Below are 20,529 nucleotides of genomic sequence, written 5' to 3' on the forward strand. Positions count from 1 at the left end.
AGGAGGGGGAGTCATGGCCAAGACCGCGCTCATCACCGGCGTGACCGGACAGGACGGTTCGTACCTTTCGGAGCTGCTGCTCGAGAAGGGCTACACCGTCCACGGGCTGATCCGGCGTTCGTCGAGCTTCAACACGGAGCGGATCGACCACATCTACCAGGGCCCCGAGGAGGCGAACCGTTCCTTCGTGCTCCATCACGCCGATCTCTCCGACGGTGTGGCCCTGGTGAACCTGCTGCGCGACATACGGCCCGACGAGGTGTACAACCTCGGTGCGCAGTCCCATGTGCGGGTGTCCTTCGACGCGCCGCTGTACACCGGTGACGTCACCGGACTCGGTACCGTGCGGCTGCTGGAGGCCGTCCGCGCCAGCGGGATCGAGACCCGGGTGTACCAGGCCTCGTCCTCCGAGATGTTCGGCGCGAGCCCGCCCCCGCAGAACGAGAAGACGCCGTTCCACCCGCGCAGCCCGTACAGCACGGCCAAGGTCTACGCGTACTGGGCGACGGTCAACTACCGCGAGGCGTACGGGATGTTCGCCACGAACGGCATCCTGTTCAACCACGAGTCCCCGCGCCGGGGTGAGACCTTCGTGACCCGCAAGATCACCCGGGGGGTGGCCCGGATCAAGGCGGGCCTGCAGGACCGGCTGCATCTGGGCAACCTGGACGCCGTACGCGACTGGGGGTACGCCCCCGAGTACGTCGAGGCGATGTGGCGGATGCTCCAGTGCGACACTCCCGACGACTTCGTGGTGGCCACCGGCGAGGGGGTCAGTGTCCGGCAGTTCCTGGAGTACGCGTTCGAGCACGCGGGCCTCGACTGGGCGGAGCACGTCCGCTACGACCCGAAGTACGAGCGTCCCAGCGAGGTCGACGCACTGATCGGGGACGCGTCGAAGGCGGAGGAGCTCCTCGGCTGGAAGCCGGAGGTGAAGTCGCGGGAGCTGGCGCGGATCATGGTGGACGCCGACATACGGCTGCTCAGCGACCAGCTCACGGGGTCGTCGGTCCGGGTGGACCGATGAGAGGTCACAGACGCACCGGACGTGCCGGACACGCGGGGGACGGCGTGTCCGCCCCGGTCCTCGCGACCGTCACGGCCGCCCCGGCCGAGGACGCGTGCGCCGACCCGGTCGCCGCCGCGGCGTACGCGGACCACCACGACAGCCGGTCCGCCCGACATGGCACCACCGCCCGTCCGGGGCGTCCGTGCTCCACCCTGCCGCCGGCTCGCCAGGTGCCCAGGAGCGCGCGGTTCGCCCGCCGCACCCCGCCGGACCCGACGGCGGGGCCGGCCGAGAGCCACAGCACCGTGCCGGTCGACGGCACCTGGACCGAATCGGCGGTCACCCACAGCACCCGGCCGACGCTCTCCACGTCCGTGCCGGGGACCATGACCGGCGCGACCCGGGTCTCCACCGACCACTCGGTGGACCTGGCCGCGACGGCACCGGACGGGGCCCTCGGCTCCGTCTCCTCACTCGCCCCGACCAGCGGCGGGACCGGCAGTATCCGCTTCTGGCCGAGCGAGGCAACCGCGGCCCTTCGGCCGCAGCTCGTTCTCACCTTCGGAGATGAATGATGAACGGAAGTACGGGGCGGAGACCCGGGGGACGCGGCCGTGTACGGGCCGCCTCCGCCGCGCTCTGCCTGTTCGCGGGCGCGCTGACCGTGACCGCCGCTGGCGCCTCGCCGGCGGCGGCCCTGACACCGCCGGTGTCCGTCACCGCGGACGACCTCACCACCTGGCAGACCAACGGCATCGTCTGGTCGATGGCCGCGACGGACGGCGTCGTGTACGCCGGCGGCACCTTCTCGACCGTCCGGCCGCCGGACGCGGCGGCGGGCACCTCGGAGCAGCCCGCGGTCAACTTCGCCGCGTTCGACGCCGCCACCGGGGCGCCGACGGGCTGCAACCTGTCGTTCACCCTCTCCTCGGGGACGGCCACCGTGCGGGCGCTCGCGCTCTCACCCGACGGCGGAACGCTCTACGCGGGCGGCCAGTTCGGCTCGGTGAACGGGGTGGGCGTCAGCAACATCGCGGCCGTCGACACCGCCACCTGCACACCGCGCCAGAACTTCAAGATCTCCGTCTCCGCGACGGTGCGGGCCCTGGACGTGACCGCCGACACCGTCTACCTGGGCGGTGACTTCAACAGCGTGGGCGGTCAGACCCGGAACAAGTTCGCGGCCGTCACGACCGGTGCCGCCCTGCTGCCGTGGACCGCCAACGCGGACGACGTGGCACGGGCCGTCCAGGTGACACCGGACGGACAGCACGTGGCGATCGGCGGTGACTTCTTCACCGTCAACGGCACGACCTCGCACGCCCTGGCCGTCGTGGACGCCACCACGGGTGCTCTCACCAAGAGCTACCCGGGCTTCATCCCCAACACGTCCACCGTCCAGGACCTCACGACGGACGCGACCGGCCTGTACACCGCCAACGAGGGGACCGGCGGCGGTGTGTTCGACGGCCGGATCGCCATCGACCTCGACGACTACCAGCAACGCTGGCGGGACACCTGCCTGGGCGCGACCCAGGCGGTCCTGGTCCATTCCGGGGTGCTGTACAGCGGAAGCCACGCACACGACTGCGCGAGTATGGGCGAGTTCCCCGACCAGCCGCGCAAGCACCTGCTGGCCCAGTCCGTCGACGATCCGGCGCTCCTCCCCTGGTTCCCGGACACCAACGACGGCATCGGCGAGCCCGTCGGGCCCCGGGTCATGACCCAGACCGACAAGGGCGGCCGGCACTACCTCTGGGTCGGCGGGGAGTTCACCACCGTCAACGGCGCCGGCCAACAGGGGCTCACCCGGTTCGCCGACGGCCCGGACACCGGAGCGCCCTGGGTGCCCAACGTCAGCCTCTCCACGGTCGCCCCGGGGCGGATCGACGTCAACTGGCAGACCAGCTTCGACACCGACGACGGCGAGCTGACCTACCGCGTCTACAAGGACGGGGCGAGCACACCCGTGCACACGGTCACGGGCTACTCCGTCTTCTGGAACCGCCCGCAGCTGAAGTGGACCGACACCGACGTCGCGGTGGGCGAGACGCACTCGTACCGGATCACGGCGAGCGACGGCACCAACACCAGCGCCAAGTCCCCGGCCCAGTCGGCGACCGTGGCCGCGTCGACACAGCCGTATCCGGCGCGGGTGCTCTCCGACGGCGCCTCGCTCTACTGGCGCTACGACGAGGGGGCCTCCACCTTCGCGGCGGACACCACCGGCGGGCAGAACAACGGCTTCCTGCGCAACGGACCCTCGTACCAGCAGACGCCGGCCGCGATCGCGGGCAGTTCGACGGCCATCGGTTTCGACGGCGCGGGCGAGTACGCGTACAGCAACAAGCTGCACGCCTCGCCCACCCGCTTCTCCCTGGAGACCTGGATCAAGACCACCACCACACGTGGCGGCAAGGTCATCGGATTCGGCAATCTGACCATGCAGAACAGCACCCGTTACGACAAGCAGGTCTACATGGCCAACAACGGGCGCCTCGTCTTCGGCGTCTACAGCGGCGGCTACCGCACCATCACGACGGCGGGGGCCTACAACGACGGCAACTGGCACCACGTCGTCGCCACCCAGGGCACCGGCGGTATGGCGCTGTACGTGGACGGGCAGCTGCGCACGTCCAACTTCCTCTACACGGGCAGCGAGAACTACCCCGGCTACTGGAGGGTCGGCGGGGACAACCTGGCCAGCTGGCCGAACCGCCCGACCAGCAACTTCTTCGCCGGGCAGATCGACGAGACCGCCGTGTACCCGACCGCGCTGAGCGCATCGCAGGTCAGCGCGCACTACGCCCTGAGGACGGCTGAATGAGACACCCGCTCCTGGCCGGCACCGCAGTCGCACTCGCGACGGCGGTGCTGGCCGCCTGCGGTTCGTCGGGCGGATCCACGGACGCGGGCAGGGGGACCGCCGCGGGCAGCACGCAGCCCGCGGCGGTCCCCGCGCCCTCCGTGGCGGGTCCGACGGCCGACGGGACGGACGACCCGCCCGAGGAGCCGGCGGGTACGCCGAAGGCGCCCGCCGGTGGCATCACCCCGGCGACGGGGTCCGTCACCAAGGAACAGAAGGAGTACCTGACCGGCCGCGTACCCAAGGGCATGGACCCCGCCGCGGTGCTCCAGACCGGACAGGAGACCTGCGACAGGCTCCGCTACCTGGACAGGGCCGACCGGGACATCGCCGTCGGCGCGATCGTCTCCGGCGAGATCACCGACGCCGGACCGGCCGTGGCGCACCTCTGTCCGCAGCACCAGGACCTCGTCGACGACGCCGCGACGGGCTACGCCGACGGTACGCACAAGGGCGCGGCACTGCGGCCGGGCCGCTACCGCGCCGCCTCCCCCACCAAGGCCTGCGCCTGGCAGCTGACGGGGGCGGACGGCAGGGCGCTGGGGTCGGGTTCCTCCGGCACCGGCAGGCAGGTGGACATCACCGTCCCGAAGTCGGCCCGCGCCTTCACCTCCACAGGCTGCTACGCCTGGCTGCCCGAAGGAGACAACGGATGAGCAAGCTGCCCATAGCCGTGGCGATCCCCACGAAGAACGAGGGCCTGAACATCGCCGAGGCGGTGAAGTCGGTCCTCGGTCACTTCGAGGCGGTCGTCGTGGTGGACTCCCACAGCACGGACGACACGGCGAAGATCGCCGAGGAGTGCGGCGCCGAGGTGGTCACGTACACCTGGGACGGCGGCCACCCGCGCAAGAAGCAGTGGTGCCTGGAGAACGTCCGCACAGACATCGACTGGATCCTGCTGCTCGACGGCGACGAGCGGCTCAGCCCGGGCCTGCTCGCGGAGCTGCGACGGATCTTCGCCGACCCGGCGGGCCCGAAGCCGGCGGCGTACGACATACCGCTGGGTTACTGGTTCTCCGGCAAGCGTCTGCGGCACGGATACACCATCCGCAAGCGGTCCCTGACCGACCGGACCCGCTGCTACTACCCGGAGGTCGGAGACCTCGCCGCGCCCGGGATCGGCGAGGTCGAGGGGCACTACCAGCCGGTCGCGGCGACGGCCGAGGCCCTGAGCAACCCCATCGAGCATCAGGACCTCGACCCGGTCACCGCGTGGTTCGAGCGGCACAACCGGTACTCCGACTGGGAGGCGTGGCTGGAGCACAACCCCGGGGTGAAGGAGCAGGTGCGGAAGGTGAAGTCCCGTCAGGGACAGCTCTTCCACAAGGCGCCCTTCAAGCCACTGGTGTCCTTCGCCTACATGTACGTCTACCGGCGGGGCTTCCTGGACGGGCGGGCGGGCCTGGACTTCGCGCTCGCGATGAGCTTCTACCGCTGGCAGATCGCACTCAAGTCACGTGAGGGAAAGACGGGTTGACCTCTCACGCCCTCCGGCGGACCACGTCCTCGTAGGTCTGCCGGAGGGTGGCGGTGACGGCCTCGATGGTGAACTGGTCGTTGACCAGCTGCCAGGCCGCCTTGCCCGCCTGCTCGGCGGCCTCCGGCTCCAGCAGCTCCAGGATCGCGTCGGCGACCTTACGGGCGTTGGCCGCGTCCTCGCCGACCCGGCTGTCGATGACCCGGCCCGCACCGGCCCCCGACACGTCGGGGCCCTGCCCGCAGGTGCGGGTGATGACGACCGGAGTGCCGACCGACATCGCCTCCAGGACCGAGACCGGGAAGGGCTCCTCGATCGCCGGCAGCACGTACACGTCGGCCTCGCGTCCGGCGGCGAGGACCTCGTCGTGCTCCAGCGGGCCGACATGGTCGAGGGAGTCCGTGACGCCCAGCTTCCGCGCGAGGGCGAGGGTACCGGCCAGCGCGCCGGTGTCCGGACCGGCCAGCACGAAGCGGGCGTCCGGGTGGCGGGCGAGGACGTGCGGCATCGCGGCGACGAAGTCCTCGGGCCGCTTGCGCTCCTGGATACGGGCGAGGTACAGCACGGTCGGCGGGCGGCCGGGGTCGCGGGCGGGCTTGCGCTCCTGCGGGCGGACGCCGTTGACCAGCCGTACGGTACGGGTGAGCGGTACGGGAGCCGCGACCGCGTTGACGTCGACCCGCTCCATCTCGGTGAGGTGCAGGACCGCGTCGGCCTCGCGCAGCACCTTGCGGACCCCGAGGACATCCGTCAGCTGGGCGACCTTCTTCTCGGTGGGGTCGATCATGCCGTGGGTCTGGACGACCAGGGGCGTGCGGGTCGCGAGCGCGAGGAGCGCCGCCGGCAGCGTCACCAGGTCCCGCATCAGGTGGACGTGCACGAGGTCCGCACCGCGCATCATGCGGCGTGCGGTGCGCAGCAGCGTCGCGGAGGTGATGCCGCTGACCTCGAACATCGGGAGCAGGTGCCGTGCTTGGAAGAGGTGGACGGGAACTCCCTCCACACGGCTCGGCAGTTCGCCGTCGGGAAAGCCGTCACCCAGGGCCATGACGCGTGCGTCGTCGCCTTGCGCCCGCTGGACCTTGGAGAGGTTGAACGCCACTCGGGTCGGCCCGCCGAACGCGTGGTCCGGAGTATGGAGCGTGACAACGTGCAGGATTTTCACCAGAGTTCCCCTCGACCGCAGCAGATAATTCACAGGGTAGTCATCGCACTCCCTCAAGTGGGCTGATTCGTTAGAGTGTTCAGCGGTTCACTGATCCCGGGGGGGCGCATGACGTCGGTGCACACATCGGCGCAGGAGCAGGCCTCCCAGGCCATCGCGCGTCCGGAGTCCGCTTGGGCCTCGGGCGGCGCCCCTGAGCCGCCCGAGCGGCCGATCGCCTGGTCGATGCTGTCGCGGGCCCTGTCCGTGCCGCTCGTCCTCGGCCTGGTGTGCTTCCTGCCCGCGGTGATCGCCGCCCAGCCCGGCAGCGGGGTCCGGGACACCGCGTACTGGCTCCAGCTGGTGCTGACCTGCTATGCGGGGGCCCGGCTGGCGACGATGATCCTCTCCACCCGGCGACGGCTGCTCCAGGGCGTCTTCTGGATGTTCGTGTACATCGCGATGGGTGTGGCGCCGTTCGCCCAGGTGGTGATCGGGCAGACGCCGACGCCGATGGTCGGGCCGCGCCAGGACCTGATCACCGCCACCGCGATGGTCCTGGTGGGGTGCGCCGCCTACGACCTGGGGGCGCTGCTGGCCTCGCGCCGACCGCTGCGGCGGCGTGCGGCGTCGCGATCCAGGGGCGGACCGGCGGTGGCGCACCCGGTCAGGCTCCGGGTCCTGGTGATCGTCGCGCTGCTGGCGAGCGCGTTCTACGTGATGAAGCTGGGCGGGCCCGTGGTCTTCTTCTCCAGCCGGCAGGAGATCAACGAGACCGTGGTGGCGAGCGGGGTCGTCGCGGAGGGGTCCAACGTGGGCTCGGCGTTCCTCAAGGGTTTCGGCACCGTCCCCGCGCTGCTGGCGTTCCTCTTCTACACCCGGCGCCTGGCGACCTCGCGCCGGGCGCGGCGCTCCCCGTCGACGGCCCTGGTGTGGGTGGCGCTCGCGGCGGTCAATCTGGTGGTGAACAACCCGATCTCCAACGCCCGTTACTGGTTCCTGACGGTGCTGATGGCGTTCGTGTTCACCGCGCTCCCGAGCAGCGCGGCGGTCTACCGCACGGTGCTGGCGACGGGGGTGGTGGGGGCGCTGGTCGTGTTCCCGTACGCGGACAAGTTCCGGTACGACGACGAGGCACAGCGGTCCGCGCAGTCCGCCTCGGTCTTCGAGCCGCTGGTGACCAAGGACTACGACCAGATGGTGATGTTCGCCAACACCATCTCGTGGGTGGACACCAGGGAGCACACCTACGGCCGACAGCTCGCGGGCTCCGCCCTGTTCTTCGTGCCGCGCGCGGTGTGGAGCGGGAAGCCGGAGGACACCGGGGTACGGGTCGGGCAGTGGATGGGGCTGCGGATGACCAACCTCTCGGCCCCGCTGTGGACCGAGTTCTGGGTCGACTTCGGTGCGTCGGGGATGATCGGCGGCCTGGCGCTGATCGGTTACGCGGCGGCACGCACCGACCGCAGATACGCCCTGGCCGTCACCCGGGCCGGACCCGGTCCGGGCAGTGTGCTGGCGATCGTGGCGCCGCTGATCGCCGGTTACACCTTCATCCTGCTGCGGGGTCCGCTGCTCCAGGCGGCCGGGAAGCTGGCCATCGGCGCCCTGTGCCTGGTGCTCGTCACCACCTTCAGGGAGCGGAGGGCAGCGCGCCGGCGCTGACGGTCCGCGCCGCCTCGGGGCGCCGACGGCGGAGCCGGACGACCCTGGTCCAGGTGGCGGTGGCCTTGCAGAGCGATCCCAGGCACAGGCCCCAGGCGGCTCCGGTGACCCCGGCGACGGCGTAGCCACCGGCCATGAAGGCCACCGCGGTGAGCGAGAAGGCCACCTGGATGCTCAGTGTCGTGCGCGGGTCGAGCATGCGCAGGGCGAGCAGACCGCAGGTGCCGGCGGCCATCGCCGCGTACTGGCTGCCGGTCGCCGGGAGGAGGGCCGCGGCCGTGGGCCAGGTGTCACCGAGCAGTTCGCGTCCCACCCGGTCGGGCAGCAGGGCCAGCGCGGTGGCCCAGAGGGCGGCGGTGCACGCGAGGACGCCGCCGAGGACGGCGGTCGCCCGCACCCGGCGGCGCTCGTCGCCGATGCGGCCCAGCAGCGGCGGACCGAACGACGTGGCGGAGGTGAACAGCACGTTGAGCGGCCCGAAGAGCGTGGTGGCGCCGCGCAGCGCGCCCACCAGGAGCGGGTTGGCGACGCTGCCGAGGCCGAGGACGGACAGCTGGCTGGTCGCGTTGCCCACACCGAACTCGACGACGAAGCGCTGACCGAGGTGGCCCCGTCGCGTCATCGGACGCAGCAGCAGCGGGGTCCCGGCGGTCGCACGGCGCAGCAGGGCGGCGGAGAGCAGCAGGGCGGGCAGGGCGGACAGCCCCCAGACGGCGATCAGGCGGGCGGGGCCGGCGCCGTACTGCTGGGTGGACAGCGCCCCGAGCACACAGGCCAGGCGCAACAGGTCGCCGGCCAGGGCCAGATGGGGGCGCTGGAGGGTGGAGAAGGCGTAGCGCAGGGCGTCCTGTCCCAGCACGACCGGCAGGACGAGGCCGAGCATCGCCAGGGCGCGGGCGGTGTCCCCGGGCAGCGCCAGGCAGACTGCGGCAAGCGGCACGCCGAGGGCGGCGGACGCGCAGACGGTGAACACGACGGCCGAGCGGCAGGCTCCCCGGGTGGCCTCGTCCCCGCCGCGCCGGAGGACGAGGGGCTGCCCGGTGTACGCGCCGGAGGCGCCCAGCAGCACGGTGAAGACGAGGTAGACCGCGGAGAAGCGCGCGAAGTCGGCCACGGTGGAGAGCCGGGCGGCGGCCACGAGCACCAGGATGTTGGTGAGCGCCGCCACGCCCTGGTCCGCGACCGAGCAGGCGACCGCGGTACGGGCTCTCACTGCCGCGCCCCCGGGAGGGTGAAGGAGCGCAGGCCCATGGTCTCCGCCGGATCCCCGTTGATCTCCGGCGCGTCCGCCTCCACCGCCCGGCCGCCGTGCCCGCCCCCGGGCCGGCCCCGGCCGGGTCCGGGTCGGCGTTCCGAGCGGCGCAGCCGGCCCCTGGCGGGGTGCAGCAGGGCGCCGAGGACGGAGCCGCCGGAGGCGCCGATGATCTCGCGGATGCGCTCCAGGTCGCTGCGGTGCACTTCTCGGGGGTCGCAGACGATCATGACCCCCTCGACCCGGTCGACCAGGGCGACCGCGTCGGCGTAGGACAGCACCGGTGGGGCGAGCACGATGACCACGGTGCCGGGGCGGTCGGCCTCGGCGACGATACGGCCGACCGGTGCCGAGGTCAGGGCGCGTGGCACGTTGTCCGCGGCGACCCCCGCGATCAGCGCGAACGCGCCCGAGCCGGGCACGTCCACGTTGAAGCGCGCGCCCGTCGGCCAGGTGCCGTCCCCCTCATCGGCGGCCCAGCGCGGCGGCCGCACCTCGTGGGCCGAGGGTCCCAGGTCACGGGCCAGGGACGGGGTACGCAGATCGGCCTCGACGATCAGCACGTCGCGACCCATCTCGGCGAAGGCGGCGGCCAGGTTGACCGCGGCGGCGGCAGCCGCGGCGTTGTCGCCGCGCGGGGCGGTGACCAGGAGCCGGCGCCGCTCCGCGAACGACGGGTCGTACGCCAGCCGGAACGCGACCGCCCGGTACTCCTCGGCCAGCCTGGAGCCGCTGCGCCCGATGGCGAGCAGGGTCCCCGCGGTGGCGCGTTCCCGGGGCAGGGTGCCGAGCAGCGGGGCGCCGAGCGAGCGGACGAGCTCCCGGGGTGAGCGGACGGCGGGGTCGAAGACGAGGCGCACCCAGGACAGCAGGAGTCCGAGGGCGAGTCCGACGACCGCTCCGAGCCCGAGGAGCAGCGGCATCCCTGCACCGGTGGGCGCGGTGGGCGCCACCGGCTTCTTGTTCAGGTAGCCGGGGGTGGTGTCCAGGGCCCTGAGCTCGGAGATCTTCCGCGTCAGCTCGGAGATGGAGACGATGATGTTGGCCCGGGCGCTGCTGACGTCGTCGGTGGCCCCGGCCCCCTCCTCCAGCAGGTCGCGCTTGTCCTCCAGCGGATCGAGCTGGGCGCGGTAGCCGTTCGCCATGTTCTCGATGCTCTCCTGGGTACGCGCCTTGCGGTGCGCCAGGTAGGCGTTGGCCAGCGCTTCCGCGCGGGAGCGTGCCTGCTCGGGGGTGGTGCCGGTGTAGGAGAAGCGGAGGGTCAGGGTGTTGGGCGGGTTGGTGACCTGGAGTCCCGACAGGAGCTTGCGGGCGGTGACGTCGTCACCGTTCTTGAGCAGGGTTCCGGCGGCCAGCACGCCCACGGTGTCACTCACCGCGGTCTGCCGCTCGGAGCCGATGTTGATCCCCTTGTCGGCCGACGCTCCGGTGGCGAAGGGGTCGGCGGTCGCGGAGCGCACCTGGACCTCGCCGGTCGCGGTGTAGGTGTCGTCGCCGCTCAGGGCGAGGAAGCCGCCGCCGAGCAGTCCGACGACGACGCCCGCCGCGAGCAGCGTGCGGTAGCGCAGGAGCTGACGGAACTGATCGCGCAGCAGCGCCGGTTCGTCCTGGTCGTCCGGTGGGCGGATCGAATGGCTCATCGGCGTGGCCCCTCCTGTGCGTTCCCTGCGCGTGCGTTCCCCTCGGGCCCGTCCCCGGCCCGCCCGTCCTGTTCCAATCCGGTGCCGTCCCCGGTTCGTCGTGCGTCGGCGTCCGGTCCGGCTCCGGTTCCTCGTGCGTCGGCGTCCGGTCCGGTTCGTACGTCCCGGGTGCCCGCGTCCGCGAGTGCCTCGGCGAGCAGGGCGTCGAAGCGGGCGAGACCGGCCTCCCGGCCCAGGTGCCGCTCGACGTAGCCGGGACCGTGCGCGCCCAGCGCGTCGGCCTCCGCCGGGTCGGCGGCGAGTGCGCGTACGGCGGCGAGGAGCGCCGCCGGGTCCTCGGGGGCGACGAGGACGCCCGCACCCGAGCGGCGTACCTCGTCGGCGGTCCCGCCCTCGTCGGCCACGGAGGCGACGACGGGCCGTCCGGACACGAAGTAGGAGGTGAGTTTCGACGGCACGCTCATGTCGAGCACGGAGGCCCGCTGGGTGACCGCCAGCACATCGGCGGCGGCGAGCACATCGGTGAACTCTTCCGCGCCAGAAGGCGGGAGGAAGTCGATGTTGGGCAGCCCTCCGGCGAGCTCGCGCAGCGCCCCGCGCTGGTTGCCGTCGCCCATCAGCACGACACGGACGTCCGGGGCCAGCCTGGCCAGAGCCACCAGGACCTCCAGGCCCTGCTTGAGGCCCATGTTGCCGGAGTGCAGCACGACCGGGGTGTCCTCCCGCCAGCCGAGCCGGGCGCGGGTGGCGGCGCGGTCCCCCGAAGGACGCTCCACATGGGTCCAGTTGGGTACGACGCGGATGCGCCCGGGGTCCACGCCGAGGGCGGTGACGCCCGCGACGAAGCTCTCGTGGATGACACCGACGAGCGCGGCACCGCTCAGGGCGTGGCGCTCGGCGCGGGCGGCGACGACCGCCGCCCTGCCGCCGCCCCGGATTCCGCTCTGCGCGGCGGCCGCGCCCATCAGGTCCTGGACGACCGGTATGTGGGGGACCCGATGGCGGCGGGCCAGCCGGGCGGCGATGACCCCGCCCGCGAGGCTCGGCATCTGGGAGATCACCGCTTCGGGTCGCCCCGGAGGCGGGGCGAGGACCCCGTGGAGGAGCACGGACGCCTCGAACAGGCCTCTGCGTAGCGCGGTCTGACGGGACGGCACGTAGTGCCGCCGCCGGTGGACGCGCACGCCTCGGCGGTCCTCGTCCCGGCGCCACGCCCCCCGGTACTCCTCGTCCACCCGCCAGGCGGGATAGTGCGGCATGCCGGTCAGGACCTCGGTCACGGCCCCCGACGCGGCCCAGTGCTCGGCGAGTTGTGTGGCGTACGGCCCGATGCCCGTCAGCTCGGGGGCGTAGTTGGTGGAGACCACGAGAAGATGGCGGTTCTCGAACGGTCTCTGATGCTCAGCAGCGGACAACGGATGATCGCCTTCCCCCCGGAACAGCCTCGGCTTCGAGCTTATCCGTTCACGGCCTGCACAAGTGTTCTTCACAGTAAGGTCGTTGAACCAGTTCCACCGTGGGGGGAGAGAACGGATGGTGCAACACAGAGTCGGTTACGCACCGGGGGTGTACGACCTGTTCCACGTAGGCCACCTGAACATCCTGCGGCACGCCCGCAGCCAGTGCGACTACCTGGTGGCCGGGGTCGTCTCCGACGAGATGGCCGTGCTGGCCAAGGGGCACAAGCCGGTGATCCCGCTGCCGGAGCGGCTGGAGATCGTGCGCAGCGTGCGCTACGTGGACGCCGCGTTCGTCGAGACCGTTCCGGACAAGGTCGAGACCTGGCAGCAGGTCCGCTTCGACGTCATCTTCAAGGGCGACGACTGGCGCGGCACGGAGAAGGGCGAACGCCTGGAGCGGGACTTCGCCGAGGTCGGGGTGGAGGTCGTCTACTTCCCGTACACGGTGCACACGTCCAGCACCCAGCTGCGCCGGGCGCTGGACGTGCTCGTCAGCCGGCCCGGAGCGCTTTCAGCTCCCTGAACCACTTGACCAGGAACGCCACCAGGAACACGGCGTGCACGGCCGCGAGTACGGCGTACCCGGCCCGGAAGGCTCCGGGTGCGCCGAACAGCAGGAAGACCAGGCAGAACACGCCGTAGTCCGCGGGCAGCAGTGCCACGGCCCGCAGCGAGGACACCGGAGCCGCGGGACCGGCGGGCACCGGCGCGGTGCGGGCAGCCGCCTTCCCGAGCTGCTCCCGCAGCAGCCCCGCGCAGAACGTCAGCACGGCGACGAAGAGGAAGCCGAGCGGCAGCAGCAGCCAGCCCTCCCCGGGCAGTTCGCCGTACCGGTGGAACGAGATCAGCACGGCGGTGTGGACCAGGATCATCTTCGCGCAGTCCACGACGTGGTCGAGCCATTCGCCGTCCGGTCCGCCCCGCCCCGTCAGCCGGGCGAGCTGCCCGTCGGCGGAGTCGAAGGCGAAGCCGACCGCCAGGCCCGCGTAGACGAGGAACCCGAGCTGCCAGGACGGTTCGGCCAGAGCCACTGCCGCGATGGCCGCGAACGTGAACCCAGCACTGATCAGCGTGACTTGATTAGGCGTCAGGCTCGCTCGGTAGGCGCCCGCGGCGAGCAGCCTTCCGGCCGGCCGGTTCACGTACCGCGAATAGAGCGAGACGCCCTTGGACGTCTTCTGTGCGCCGCGCAACTCGCGCAGCACCGTACCCGTGCTTTCCATACGCCCCCCAGCGCCGGCCACAGCAGTCGCTGCATCATGGCAGACGAGGCGCGCGGAGGACGTGGGTACACCGCACATCGGGCAACTCGACGCGGCGCGTGGGGCGACGCGGCCGGCTCACTTCTGCCCGGTGCCACGCTCCGGGCCCGGGTCCGGAGCCCGTTCGGTGAGCTGTTCGTCCAGGTCGTCGCGGAGCAGCTCGGCGTGCTCGATCTGGCCGGTGCGGTAGGCGGACCGCGCCACCAGGTGCGCCGCGACCGGCCCGGTCATGAGCTGGAAGAACCCGATCAGGCCCAGCGTCGCCAGGTCCATGCCGCTGCGCAGCCGCAGTGCCACCCCGGCGAGCACCAGCAGCAGTCCGAGGGTCTGCGGCTTGGTCGCGGCGTGGCTCCGCGAGAGGACGTCGGGAAGCTTCAGCATCCCGACGACGCCGAGCAGGCAGATCGCCGCGCCGACGAACACCAGGACGGCTCCGAGGGTGTCGCTGATCTGTACCCAGGCACTCATCCGGGGCCCTCCTCGTCGGTGCGGCGGACCGGCGCCGGACGCGAGAGCGGCCGGTCGCGTACGGCGATGAAGCGGGCGATGCCCACCGATCCGGTGAAGCCGAGGAAGGCCAGCACCAGCATGATCGGGAAGTAGAACGAGTCGCGCGCGAATGCCGACTTGGCACCGAGGCCCGCGATGATCAGGGCGGCGATCACGTCGAGCGCGATGGCACGGTCCAGCATGGAGGGGCCGCGCCAGACGCGGTACAGCAGCAGCACTCCCGCGACGACGAGCACCACCACCGCGGTGACCAGCAGGACCCGGTCGACGGTCTCGGGCACGCTCATGTCCCCTCCTCCACGCCTTCCGCCGACTCCCCGCCGGGCGGTGGTTGTGCCACTCTGGCGATCTCCTCGCGGGTGCCGAACGCCCGCACCGTCAGCTGCTCCAGCCGCCAGACCGACCGCCGGGCGGCGGCGAGTTCCTCCGGCAGGTCCGCGTCCAGCACGTGCAGGAAGAGCGTGGCGGTGGCCCGGCGCACCTCGATGACCGCACCGCCCGGCACGTTGGACACGGTGACGGCGGTCGCGGCGAGCATCAGGTCGCTCCGGCAGCGCAGCGGTACGGCGATGACGGCGGGCCGGTGCGGACGGCCGGAGAAGATCTGCCGGGTGACCTTCACCCCGGAGGTGTACATGTCGTACAGCAGGTATCCGGCGAGGAGCAGGATGCCCCAGGGGTGGAGCCGCAGCCCGAGGTCGACCCGGGGCAGCGGGAACGCCAGGCAGACGACTGCCGCCACGACGACGCCGGTGATGACGTTGGCCCAGGTCAGCGTGGACCACAGCAGCACCCAGATCAGGGTGAGCCAGGCGATCAGCGGAAGATCGAGCACCCGGCGCCGGCGACCGGCGAACTCCACACTGAAGGGCGGCAGTTCGGGATTCCCGCGAGACAGGGTGATCAGGCGCTTCACCTGCCGAGCACCTCCTGGGTGTAGGGCGTACGCGCGATGAGCTCGGCCGCGGCGCGGTCGGTGAAGGCGGTCAGCGGGCCGGCCAGCACGGTGAAGGCGAGACTCAGCGCGACGGCTCCCGCGGTGGCGGCGGTCATGGCCAGGGGCGGCTTGGTGGTGGTGGTCACCGCCCGCCCGTGCAGGCTCGCCGCGATGGTCTGCCCGGCCGGTACGGGCACACCCCCGATCCCCTCGTCGCCGGTGCCGGGAATCCGGTCGGGCCCGGTGTCGGCGTCGTCGTCGCCGATGTCGTCCGAGTCCTCCAGGACCGTGCCGTAGGCGGCCTGGTCGGGCGGCTCGGTGCGCCAGAAGGCCAGGTTCCAGACCTTGGCCATGACGTACAGGGTGAGCAGGCTCGTCACGGTCGCCCCGGCGACCAGGGTCCAGGCCCAGGCGCCTCCGTCGGCGACACCCGCCCGCATGAGGCCGAGCTTGCCGATGAAGCCGGAGAGCGGTGGGATGCCGGCGAGGTTCATGGCGGGAACGAAGAACAGGACCGCGAGCAGTGGGGCCGCCTTGGCCAGTCCGCCGATGCGGGTCAGCTCGTTGGTGCCGCCGCGGCGTTCGATGAGCCCGGCGACGAGGAAGAGCGTGGTCTGCACGGTGATGTGGTGGACGACGTAGAAGATCGCCCCGCCGTATCCCTCCTGGGTGGCCAGTCCGATGCCGAAGACCATGTAGCCGATGTGGCTGATGAGTGTGAAGGAGAGCAGTCGCTTCAGGTCCGTCTGCGCGACCGCGCCCAGGATGCCCACGACCATCGAGAACAGCGCCACGGCCATCAGGAGGTCGCCGAGGCGGTTGCCCGGGAAGAGCAGGGTCTCCGTCCGGAGCATGCAGTAGACGCCCACCTTGGTCAGCAGTCCCGCGAAGACGGCGGTGACGGGCGCGGGGGCCGTCGGATAGGAGTCGGGGAGCCACGCGGCGACGGGGAACACGGCGGCCTTCACCGCGAAGACGGTGAGCAGCATCGCCTGGATCAGGGTCTGTACGCCGAGGGGGAGTTCGGGCAGTCTCGCGGCCAGCTGGGCGAAGTTGGCGGTGCCGGTCGCGGCGTAGGTCATGGCGATGGCCGTCAGGAACAGCATCGACGAGAACAGCGAGATGATGACGTAGGTGGAACCCGCCCGGATCCGGGGGCCGGTGCCGCCGAGGGTGAGCAGGACGAAGCTGGCGACGAGCATGATCTCGAATGCGACGTAGAGATTGACCAGGTCGCCCGCGAGGAACGTGCAGGACACTCCTGCCACCAGGATGAGGTAGGCGGGGTGGAACACGGCGACCGGCGTCTCCTTGTCCCGGTCGGACATGCCCTGGCCGAGCGAGTAGACCAGGACGGCGAGGGTGACGGCCGAGGAGACGGTGAGCATCAGCCCGGACAGCCGGTCGGCGACCAGGGTGATGCCGAGCGGCGGGCCGAAGTCTCCGAGGTCGACGTGGAGGGGGCCCTGCCGGTCCGCCGCGATCATCAGGGCGACCGAGAGGCCCAGCACGGCGGTGAGCACCGCGACGCTGATGAACCGCTGGAACCGGGCGAGCCTGGTGCCGAACGCGAGGCTGAGTCCGGTGGCGCAGAGCGGGAGCAGCACCGGCAGCGGGACGAGTGCGTTCATCCGGCGGCTCCTCGGTCGGGATCGGAAGGATCGGGCCCGTGCGGATCGGGATCGGAAGGATCGGGGCTGTGCGGTTCGGGATCGGAAGGTTCAGGGCCGACAGGATCAGGCCCGTCCCGCCCGTCCCGCCCGGGTCCCGGGTCGGCGCCCGTGTCGTGGGCGGGGGCGCCACCCTTGGTTTCGGCGGGCTCCGCGGGGCGGGCCGCGGGACCGCGGTAGTCCTCCGGGTCGGCGCCCAGGACGTCGTGCCACAGGTCGCCCGTGGCGTCCCGGCCCCTGGCCTGCAGGGCCCGGTCGGCACGCAGCCGTGCCCGCAGCCTGCCGCGCTCCTCGCGGTAGCGTGCGCGGTCCCCGGAAGTGCGGCCGGCTCCGGACCGGTACTCGTCGCGGAGCTCGGCCCGCTCCCCCAGCACCTCGACGCGCAGCGCGATGCGCCGGTCCTCGAGGTCGTCGTGCACCTCGTCGGTGCCGGTCAGCTGGTGGCTTCGGTACGCCATGGCCAGCAGGAACGCCGTGGTGGCGAGGGTGATGACGATGGCCGTGAGCGCGATGGCCTGGGGCAGCGGGTCGGTGACCCGGCGCAGCGCGACCCCGTAGAGCAGCGGTGCCTCGCCCGCCGAGCCGGTGGCGGAGAGCACCAGCAGGTTGATGCCGTTGCCCGCGATCACCGCGCCGAGGAGGATGCGGGTCAGGGGGCGGGTGAGCATGAGGATGCCGCCGACCGCGCACAGCACGACGGCGGTGAGGAGCAGGGAGACGCTGACGGTCATCGGCCCGTGCCTCCCGTCCCGGTGCCGGGCGCGGGTGCGAGCGCACCCGCCGCGCGCTCGATCTGCCGGTCGACCTTCGCGCCCAGCGCGCGCACGATGTCCAGGACGACGCCCAGTACCAGGAGGTAGACCCCGCAGTCGAAGACGACCTGCGTACCGATGTGGTAGTCACCGAGGACCGGCAGGCGGCCGTGGTACACGAACGCGTGGAACACCGTCCCGTCGACGAGCCCCAGCAGGGCGACACCCGTGGAGAGGAACAGTCCGAGGCCGGTGAAGAGGCCGGGCTGCAGCGGTGCCGCCTCGGCGAGTTCGAAGCGGCCGCCCGCGAGGTAGCGGGTGATGAGCGCGAGCCCCGCGACGAGTCCGCCGACGAAGCCGCCGCCCGGCATGTTCTCCGCGCAGAACAGCAGGTACAGCGAGAGCACCAGGATCGGGTGGAAGAGCAGCCGGGCCACCACCTCGAAGACGACGGAGCGGTGTTCGGGCGCGAGCGTCTCGCCGGCCGCGAGCCAGCTGCGTTCGGGGGCGGTGTCGTCGCCCTGGGGCAGCCCCGTCAGCGTGGTGGTGTTCAGCGACCAGGCCGTCTCGCCCCGCAGTTCGTCGCGGATCATGGACGCCTCGCTCCGGCGGTGCAGGTAGATGAGGCTGGTCACCCCGATCGCCGCGGCGGCGAGCACGGCGGACTCCCCCATCGTGTCCCAGGCCCGCAGGTCGACCAGGATGGTGGCCACGACGTCCTTGAGGCCGTGCTGGGCGGTCTCCTCGACCATCGCCGCCCCTGCCGGCGGGGCGACCCGGGCGGAGGCCACCACCCACAGGGAGACGCCCAGGGTCGCGGCGGCCGCGAGGGCCACGGGGATGCGCACCGCCCGCCGCCACGGGCTGACGGACTCCTGGAAGTGGACCGGCATCCGGCGCAGTACGAGCACGAACACGATCATCGAGACGGTCTCGACGCAGAACTGGGTGAGCGCCAGGTCCGGCGCGCCCTGCACGACGAAGAGCAGGGCGGCCCCGTACCCGGTGAGCCCCGCCAGCACCACGGCCTTCATCCGGCGGCTGACGGTGAGGCAGCACAGGGCGGCCAGGCAGGTCAGCGCCGCCAGCGCGCCCTGGAGCGGGGTGTCCCACACCCGGGGCGCGACCGCGTCGTCCCAGGGCCGGTCCGTGAACAGGACCGCCAGCTGTCCGGTCAGCATCACCAGCAGGGTGGTGGCGAGGTAGACGGAGAGCGAACCCCGCTGGACGAACCCGGTGACCTGGAGGGCGAGTCGTTCCAGGCCGAGCAGGAGGTGGCCGAAGACGCTGTCGGCGGTCGGCCAGGCGATCCGGCGGGAGATCCGGGTGACGGTGGCGCGTCGGGCGAAGAGCACGGCTCCCGCGGCCCAGGCCACGGCCGACAGGAGCAGGACCGTGCCGAAGCCGTGCCAGAGCGCCAGGTGGTAGGGATGGGCCGGGGCCGGGAAGGTGTCGGCGTACGCGCTCAGCAGCCCGTCCGTCCAGCCGACACCGGGGCCCAGCACCAGGCAGGCGACGGCGAGCAGGGCGGGCGGTGCGAGCAACGCGGCTCCGACCCGGTGCACGGGGGTGTCGGCGACCCCCGGCTTGCGCGCGAAGGCGCCCCAGACGAAGCGGAGGGTGTACGCGACGGTCAGCGCCGAGCCCACCACGGTGACCGCCAGCATCCAGCGGTCGACGGTGTCGCCGTGCAGCAGCGCGTCGAAGGCGGCCTCCTTCGCGGCGAACCCGAGGAGGGGCGGCAGGGCGGCCATGGACGCGGCGGCGAGGACGGCCGTCGCGCACACGAGGGGCTTCGAGCGTCCGACACCGGAGAGTCTGCGCAGGTCACGTGTGCCGGTGGCGTGGTCGACGATGCCGGTGACGAGGAACAGCGCGGCCTTGAACAGGGCGTGGGCCAGGATCATGGCGACGGCGGCGAGTGCCGCGTTCCGGTCGCCCACCCCCGCGAGTACGACGAGGAAGCCGAGCTGGCTGACCGTGCCGTAGGCCAGCACGATCTTGAGGTCGTGCAGGCGCAGCGCGCGCCATCCTCCGAGCAGCATGGTGGCGCCGCCGAGCACCAGGATCACCGGCCGCCAGAGCGGTACGTCCGCGAAGCCGGGGGCCAGTCGTGCCACCAGGTAGATTCCGGCCTTCACCATGGCCGCCGCGTGCAGGTAGGCGCTGACCGGGGTCGGCGCCGCCATGGCGTTGGGGAGCCAGAGGCTGAAAGGCCAGATGGCGGACTTCGACAGGGCTCCGCACAGCACGAGGGCGACCGCGACCGACACGGCGAGCGTGGTGTCGGGGGGATCGGCGACGATCGCGGAGATGCGGTAGGTGCCCGCCGCCTGACCGATGATCAGGAAGCCGACGAGCATGGCCAGTCCGCCGAGTGTGGTGACGACGAGTGCCTGGAGGGCGGATCTGCGGTTCTGCTTGCGTTCGCTGCCGTGGCCGATCAGCAGGTAGGAGAAGACCGTGGTCAGTTCCCAGAACACGTACAGGGAGATCAGGTCGTCCGCGAGCACGAGGGCGAGCATCGCCCCGGTGAAGGCGAGCAGGTTCCCGGCGAAGGAGGCGAGCCGGGGCGAGTCGTCGGTGAAGTAGGCGGCGCAGTAGAGCAGGACGAGCGTGCCGATGCCGGCGGCCAGCAGCACCATCAGCTCGGCGAGGGCGTCCAGCCGCAGGGCGAGGGAGACGTCGTACGCCGGGATCCACTCCCAGGTCCAGGTCACCGCTCCCCCGCCGGCCGCGTCACCCCATTCGGTGGCGGCCCAGACGGTCGTGGCGGCGGGTGGCAGCGCGAGGACCAGGAAGGCCCGCCTGCCCGTCCGGCGCACCAGCGGGAGCGCGAAGGCGGCGAGAGCGAAGTGGCAGACGATGAGCGCGATCACGAG

The 20,529-nt window shown here is 72.0% G+C and carries 18 protein-coding genes; 7 read left to right on the forward strand and 11 right to left on the reverse strand.

Features of this window, described 5'->3' with window-relative positions; genetic code table 11:
- Positions 1-13: 13 nt before the first annotated feature.
- Genes gmd through AB0I83_RS18255 form a run of 5 tightly spaced genes read left to right on the forward strand, consistent with a single transcriptional unit; the run spans position 14 to position 5,355 of the window.
- Positions 14-1,027, forward strand: a complete 1,014-nt coding sequence (gene gmd / locus AB0I83_RS18235) for a GDP-mannose 4,6-dehydratase (protein WP_363305274.1) — start codon at positions 14-16, stop codon at positions 1,025-1,027.
- Positions 1,024-1,584: a hypothetical protein gene (locus AB0I83_RS18240; RefSeq protein WP_363305275.1), complete on the forward strand. Its 561-nt coding sequence runs from the start codon at positions 1,024-1,026 to the stop codon at positions 1,582-1,584. Before gmd ends, AB0I83_RS18240 begins: the two co-directional genes overlap by 4 nt.
- Positions 1,581-3,836 carry a LamG domain-containing protein gene (locus tag AB0I83_RS18245; protein ID WP_363305276.1) on the forward strand — a complete coding sequence of 752 codons (2,256 nt, stop codon included), beginning with the start codon at positions 1,581-1,583 and terminating at the stop codon, positions 3,834-3,836. The genes AB0I83_RS18240 and AB0I83_RS18245 overlap by 4 nt, the downstream gene beginning before the upstream one ends.
- A complete protein-coding gene (locus AB0I83_RS18250; protein ID WP_363305277.1) occupies positions 3,833-4,531 on the forward strand; it encodes a hypothetical protein in 699 nt (232 codons plus the stop codon). The genes AB0I83_RS18245 and AB0I83_RS18250 overlap by 4 nt, the downstream gene beginning before the upstream one ends.
- The gene (locus tag AB0I83_RS18255; RefSeq protein WP_363305278.1) at positions 4,528-5,355 is read left to right on the forward strand and encodes a glycosyltransferase family 2 protein; all 828 of its coding nucleotides are present in this window, start codon (positions 4,528-4,530) and stop codon (positions 5,353-5,355) included. Before AB0I83_RS18250 ends, AB0I83_RS18255 begins: the two co-directional genes overlap by 4 nt.
- A 4-nt stretch (positions 5,356-5,359) precedes the next feature.
- On the opposite strand, the gene AB0I83_RS18260 is transcribed toward AB0I83_RS18255, so the two are convergent.
- A complete protein-coding gene (locus AB0I83_RS18260; RefSeq protein ID WP_363305279.1) occupies positions 5,360-6,520 on the reverse strand; it encodes a glycosyltransferase in 1,161 nt (386 codons plus the stop codon).
- Positions 6,521-6,628: 108 nt separating this feature from the next.
- On the opposite strand from AB0I83_RS18260, the gene AB0I83_RS18265 reads away from it, so the two are divergent.
- Positions 6,629-8,164 (forward strand): hypothetical protein, encoded by a 1,536-nt coding sequence (locus tag AB0I83_RS18265; protein WP_363305280.1) that lies wholly within the window; start codon positions 6,629-6,631, stop codon positions 8,162-8,164.
- Here AB0I83_RS18265 and AB0I83_RS18270 read toward each other — a convergent pair.
- Genes AB0I83_RS18270 through AB0I83_RS18280 form a run of 3 tightly spaced genes read right to left on the reverse strand, consistent with a single transcriptional unit; the run spans position 8,133 to position 12,471 of the window.
- Positions 8,133-9,377: a hypothetical protein gene (locus AB0I83_RS18270; protein WP_363305281.1), complete on the reverse strand. Its 1,245-nt coding sequence runs from the start codon at positions 9,375-9,377 to the stop codon at positions 8,133-8,135. The genes AB0I83_RS18265 and AB0I83_RS18270 overlap by 32 nt on opposite strands.
- On the reverse strand, positions 9,374-11,056 hold the full coding sequence (locus AB0I83_RS18275; protein WP_363305282.1) for a lipopolysaccharide biosynthesis protein: 1,683 nt from the start codon (positions 11,054-11,056) through the stop codon (positions 9,374-9,376). The genes AB0I83_RS18270 and AB0I83_RS18275 overlap by 4 nt, the downstream gene beginning before the upstream one ends.
- Positions 11,053-12,471: a glycosyltransferase gene (locus AB0I83_RS18280; RefSeq protein WP_363305283.1), complete on the reverse strand. Its 1,419-nt coding sequence runs from the start codon at positions 12,469-12,471 to the stop codon at positions 11,053-11,055. The genes AB0I83_RS18275 and AB0I83_RS18280 overlap by 4 nt, the downstream gene beginning before the upstream one ends.
- 118 nt (positions 12,472-12,589) lie before the next feature.
- On the opposite strand from AB0I83_RS18280, the gene AB0I83_RS18285 reads away from it, so the two are divergent.
- Complete coding sequence (locus AB0I83_RS18285) at positions 12,590-13,039, forward strand: adenylyltransferase/cytidyltransferase family protein (protein WP_363305284.1); 450 nt, start codon at positions 12,590-12,592, stop codon at positions 13,037-13,039.
- On the opposite strand, the gene AB0I83_RS18290 is transcribed toward AB0I83_RS18285, so the two are convergent.
- The 7 genes from AB0I83_RS18290 to AB0I83_RS18320 form a co-directional block, all read right to left on the reverse strand.
- Positions 13,008-13,739, reverse strand: coding sequence for a CDP-alcohol phosphatidyltransferase family protein (locus AB0I83_RS18290; protein WP_363305285.1), 732 nt, complete (start codon positions 13,737-13,739; stop codon positions 13,008-13,010). The genes AB0I83_RS18285 and AB0I83_RS18290 overlap by 32 nt on opposite strands.
- Positions 13,740-13,856: 117 nt before the next feature.
- Positions 13,857-14,246: a monovalent cation/H(+) antiporter subunit G gene (gene mnhG, locus AB0I83_RS18295; RefSeq protein WP_356842457.1), complete on the reverse strand. Its 390-nt coding sequence runs from the start codon at positions 14,244-14,246 to the stop codon at positions 13,857-13,859.
- On the reverse strand, positions 14,243-14,575 hold the full coding sequence (locus AB0I83_RS18300) for a monovalent cation/H+ antiporter complex subunit F (protein ID WP_363305286.1): 333 nt from the start codon (positions 14,573-14,575) through the stop codon (positions 14,243-14,245). Before AB0I83_RS18300 ends, mnhG begins: the two co-directional genes overlap by 4 nt.
- Complete coding sequence (locus AB0I83_RS18305; RefSeq protein WP_363305287.1) at positions 14,572-15,204, reverse strand: Na+/H+ antiporter subunit E; 633 nt, start codon at positions 15,202-15,204, stop codon at positions 14,572-14,574. Before AB0I83_RS18305 ends, AB0I83_RS18300 begins: the two co-directional genes overlap by 4 nt.
- Positions 15,201-16,856: a Na+/H+ antiporter subunit D gene (locus tag AB0I83_RS18310; RefSeq protein ID WP_363305288.1), complete on the reverse strand. Its 1,656-nt coding sequence runs from the start codon at positions 16,854-16,856 to the stop codon at positions 15,201-15,203. The genes AB0I83_RS18305 and AB0I83_RS18310 overlap by 4 nt, the downstream gene beginning before the upstream one ends.
- Positions 16,853-17,626: a Na(+)/H(+) antiporter subunit C gene (locus AB0I83_RS18315; RefSeq protein WP_363305289.1), complete on the reverse strand. Its 774-nt coding sequence runs from the start codon at positions 17,624-17,626 to the stop codon at positions 16,853-16,855. The genes AB0I83_RS18310 and AB0I83_RS18315 overlap by 4 nt, the downstream gene beginning before the upstream one ends.
- On the reverse strand, positions 17,623-20,526 hold the full coding sequence (locus tag AB0I83_RS18320; RefSeq protein ID WP_363305290.1) for a Na+/H+ antiporter subunit A: 2,904 nt from the start codon (positions 20,524-20,526) through the stop codon (positions 17,623-17,625). Before AB0I83_RS18320 ends, AB0I83_RS18315 begins: the two co-directional genes overlap by 4 nt.
- Positions 20,527-20,529: the final 3 nt, after the last annotated feature.

This window comes from Streptomyces sp. NPDC049970, from assembly GCF_040660235.1.
GTDB lineage: Bacteria > Actinomycetota > Actinomycetes > Streptomycetales > Streptomycetaceae > Streptomyces.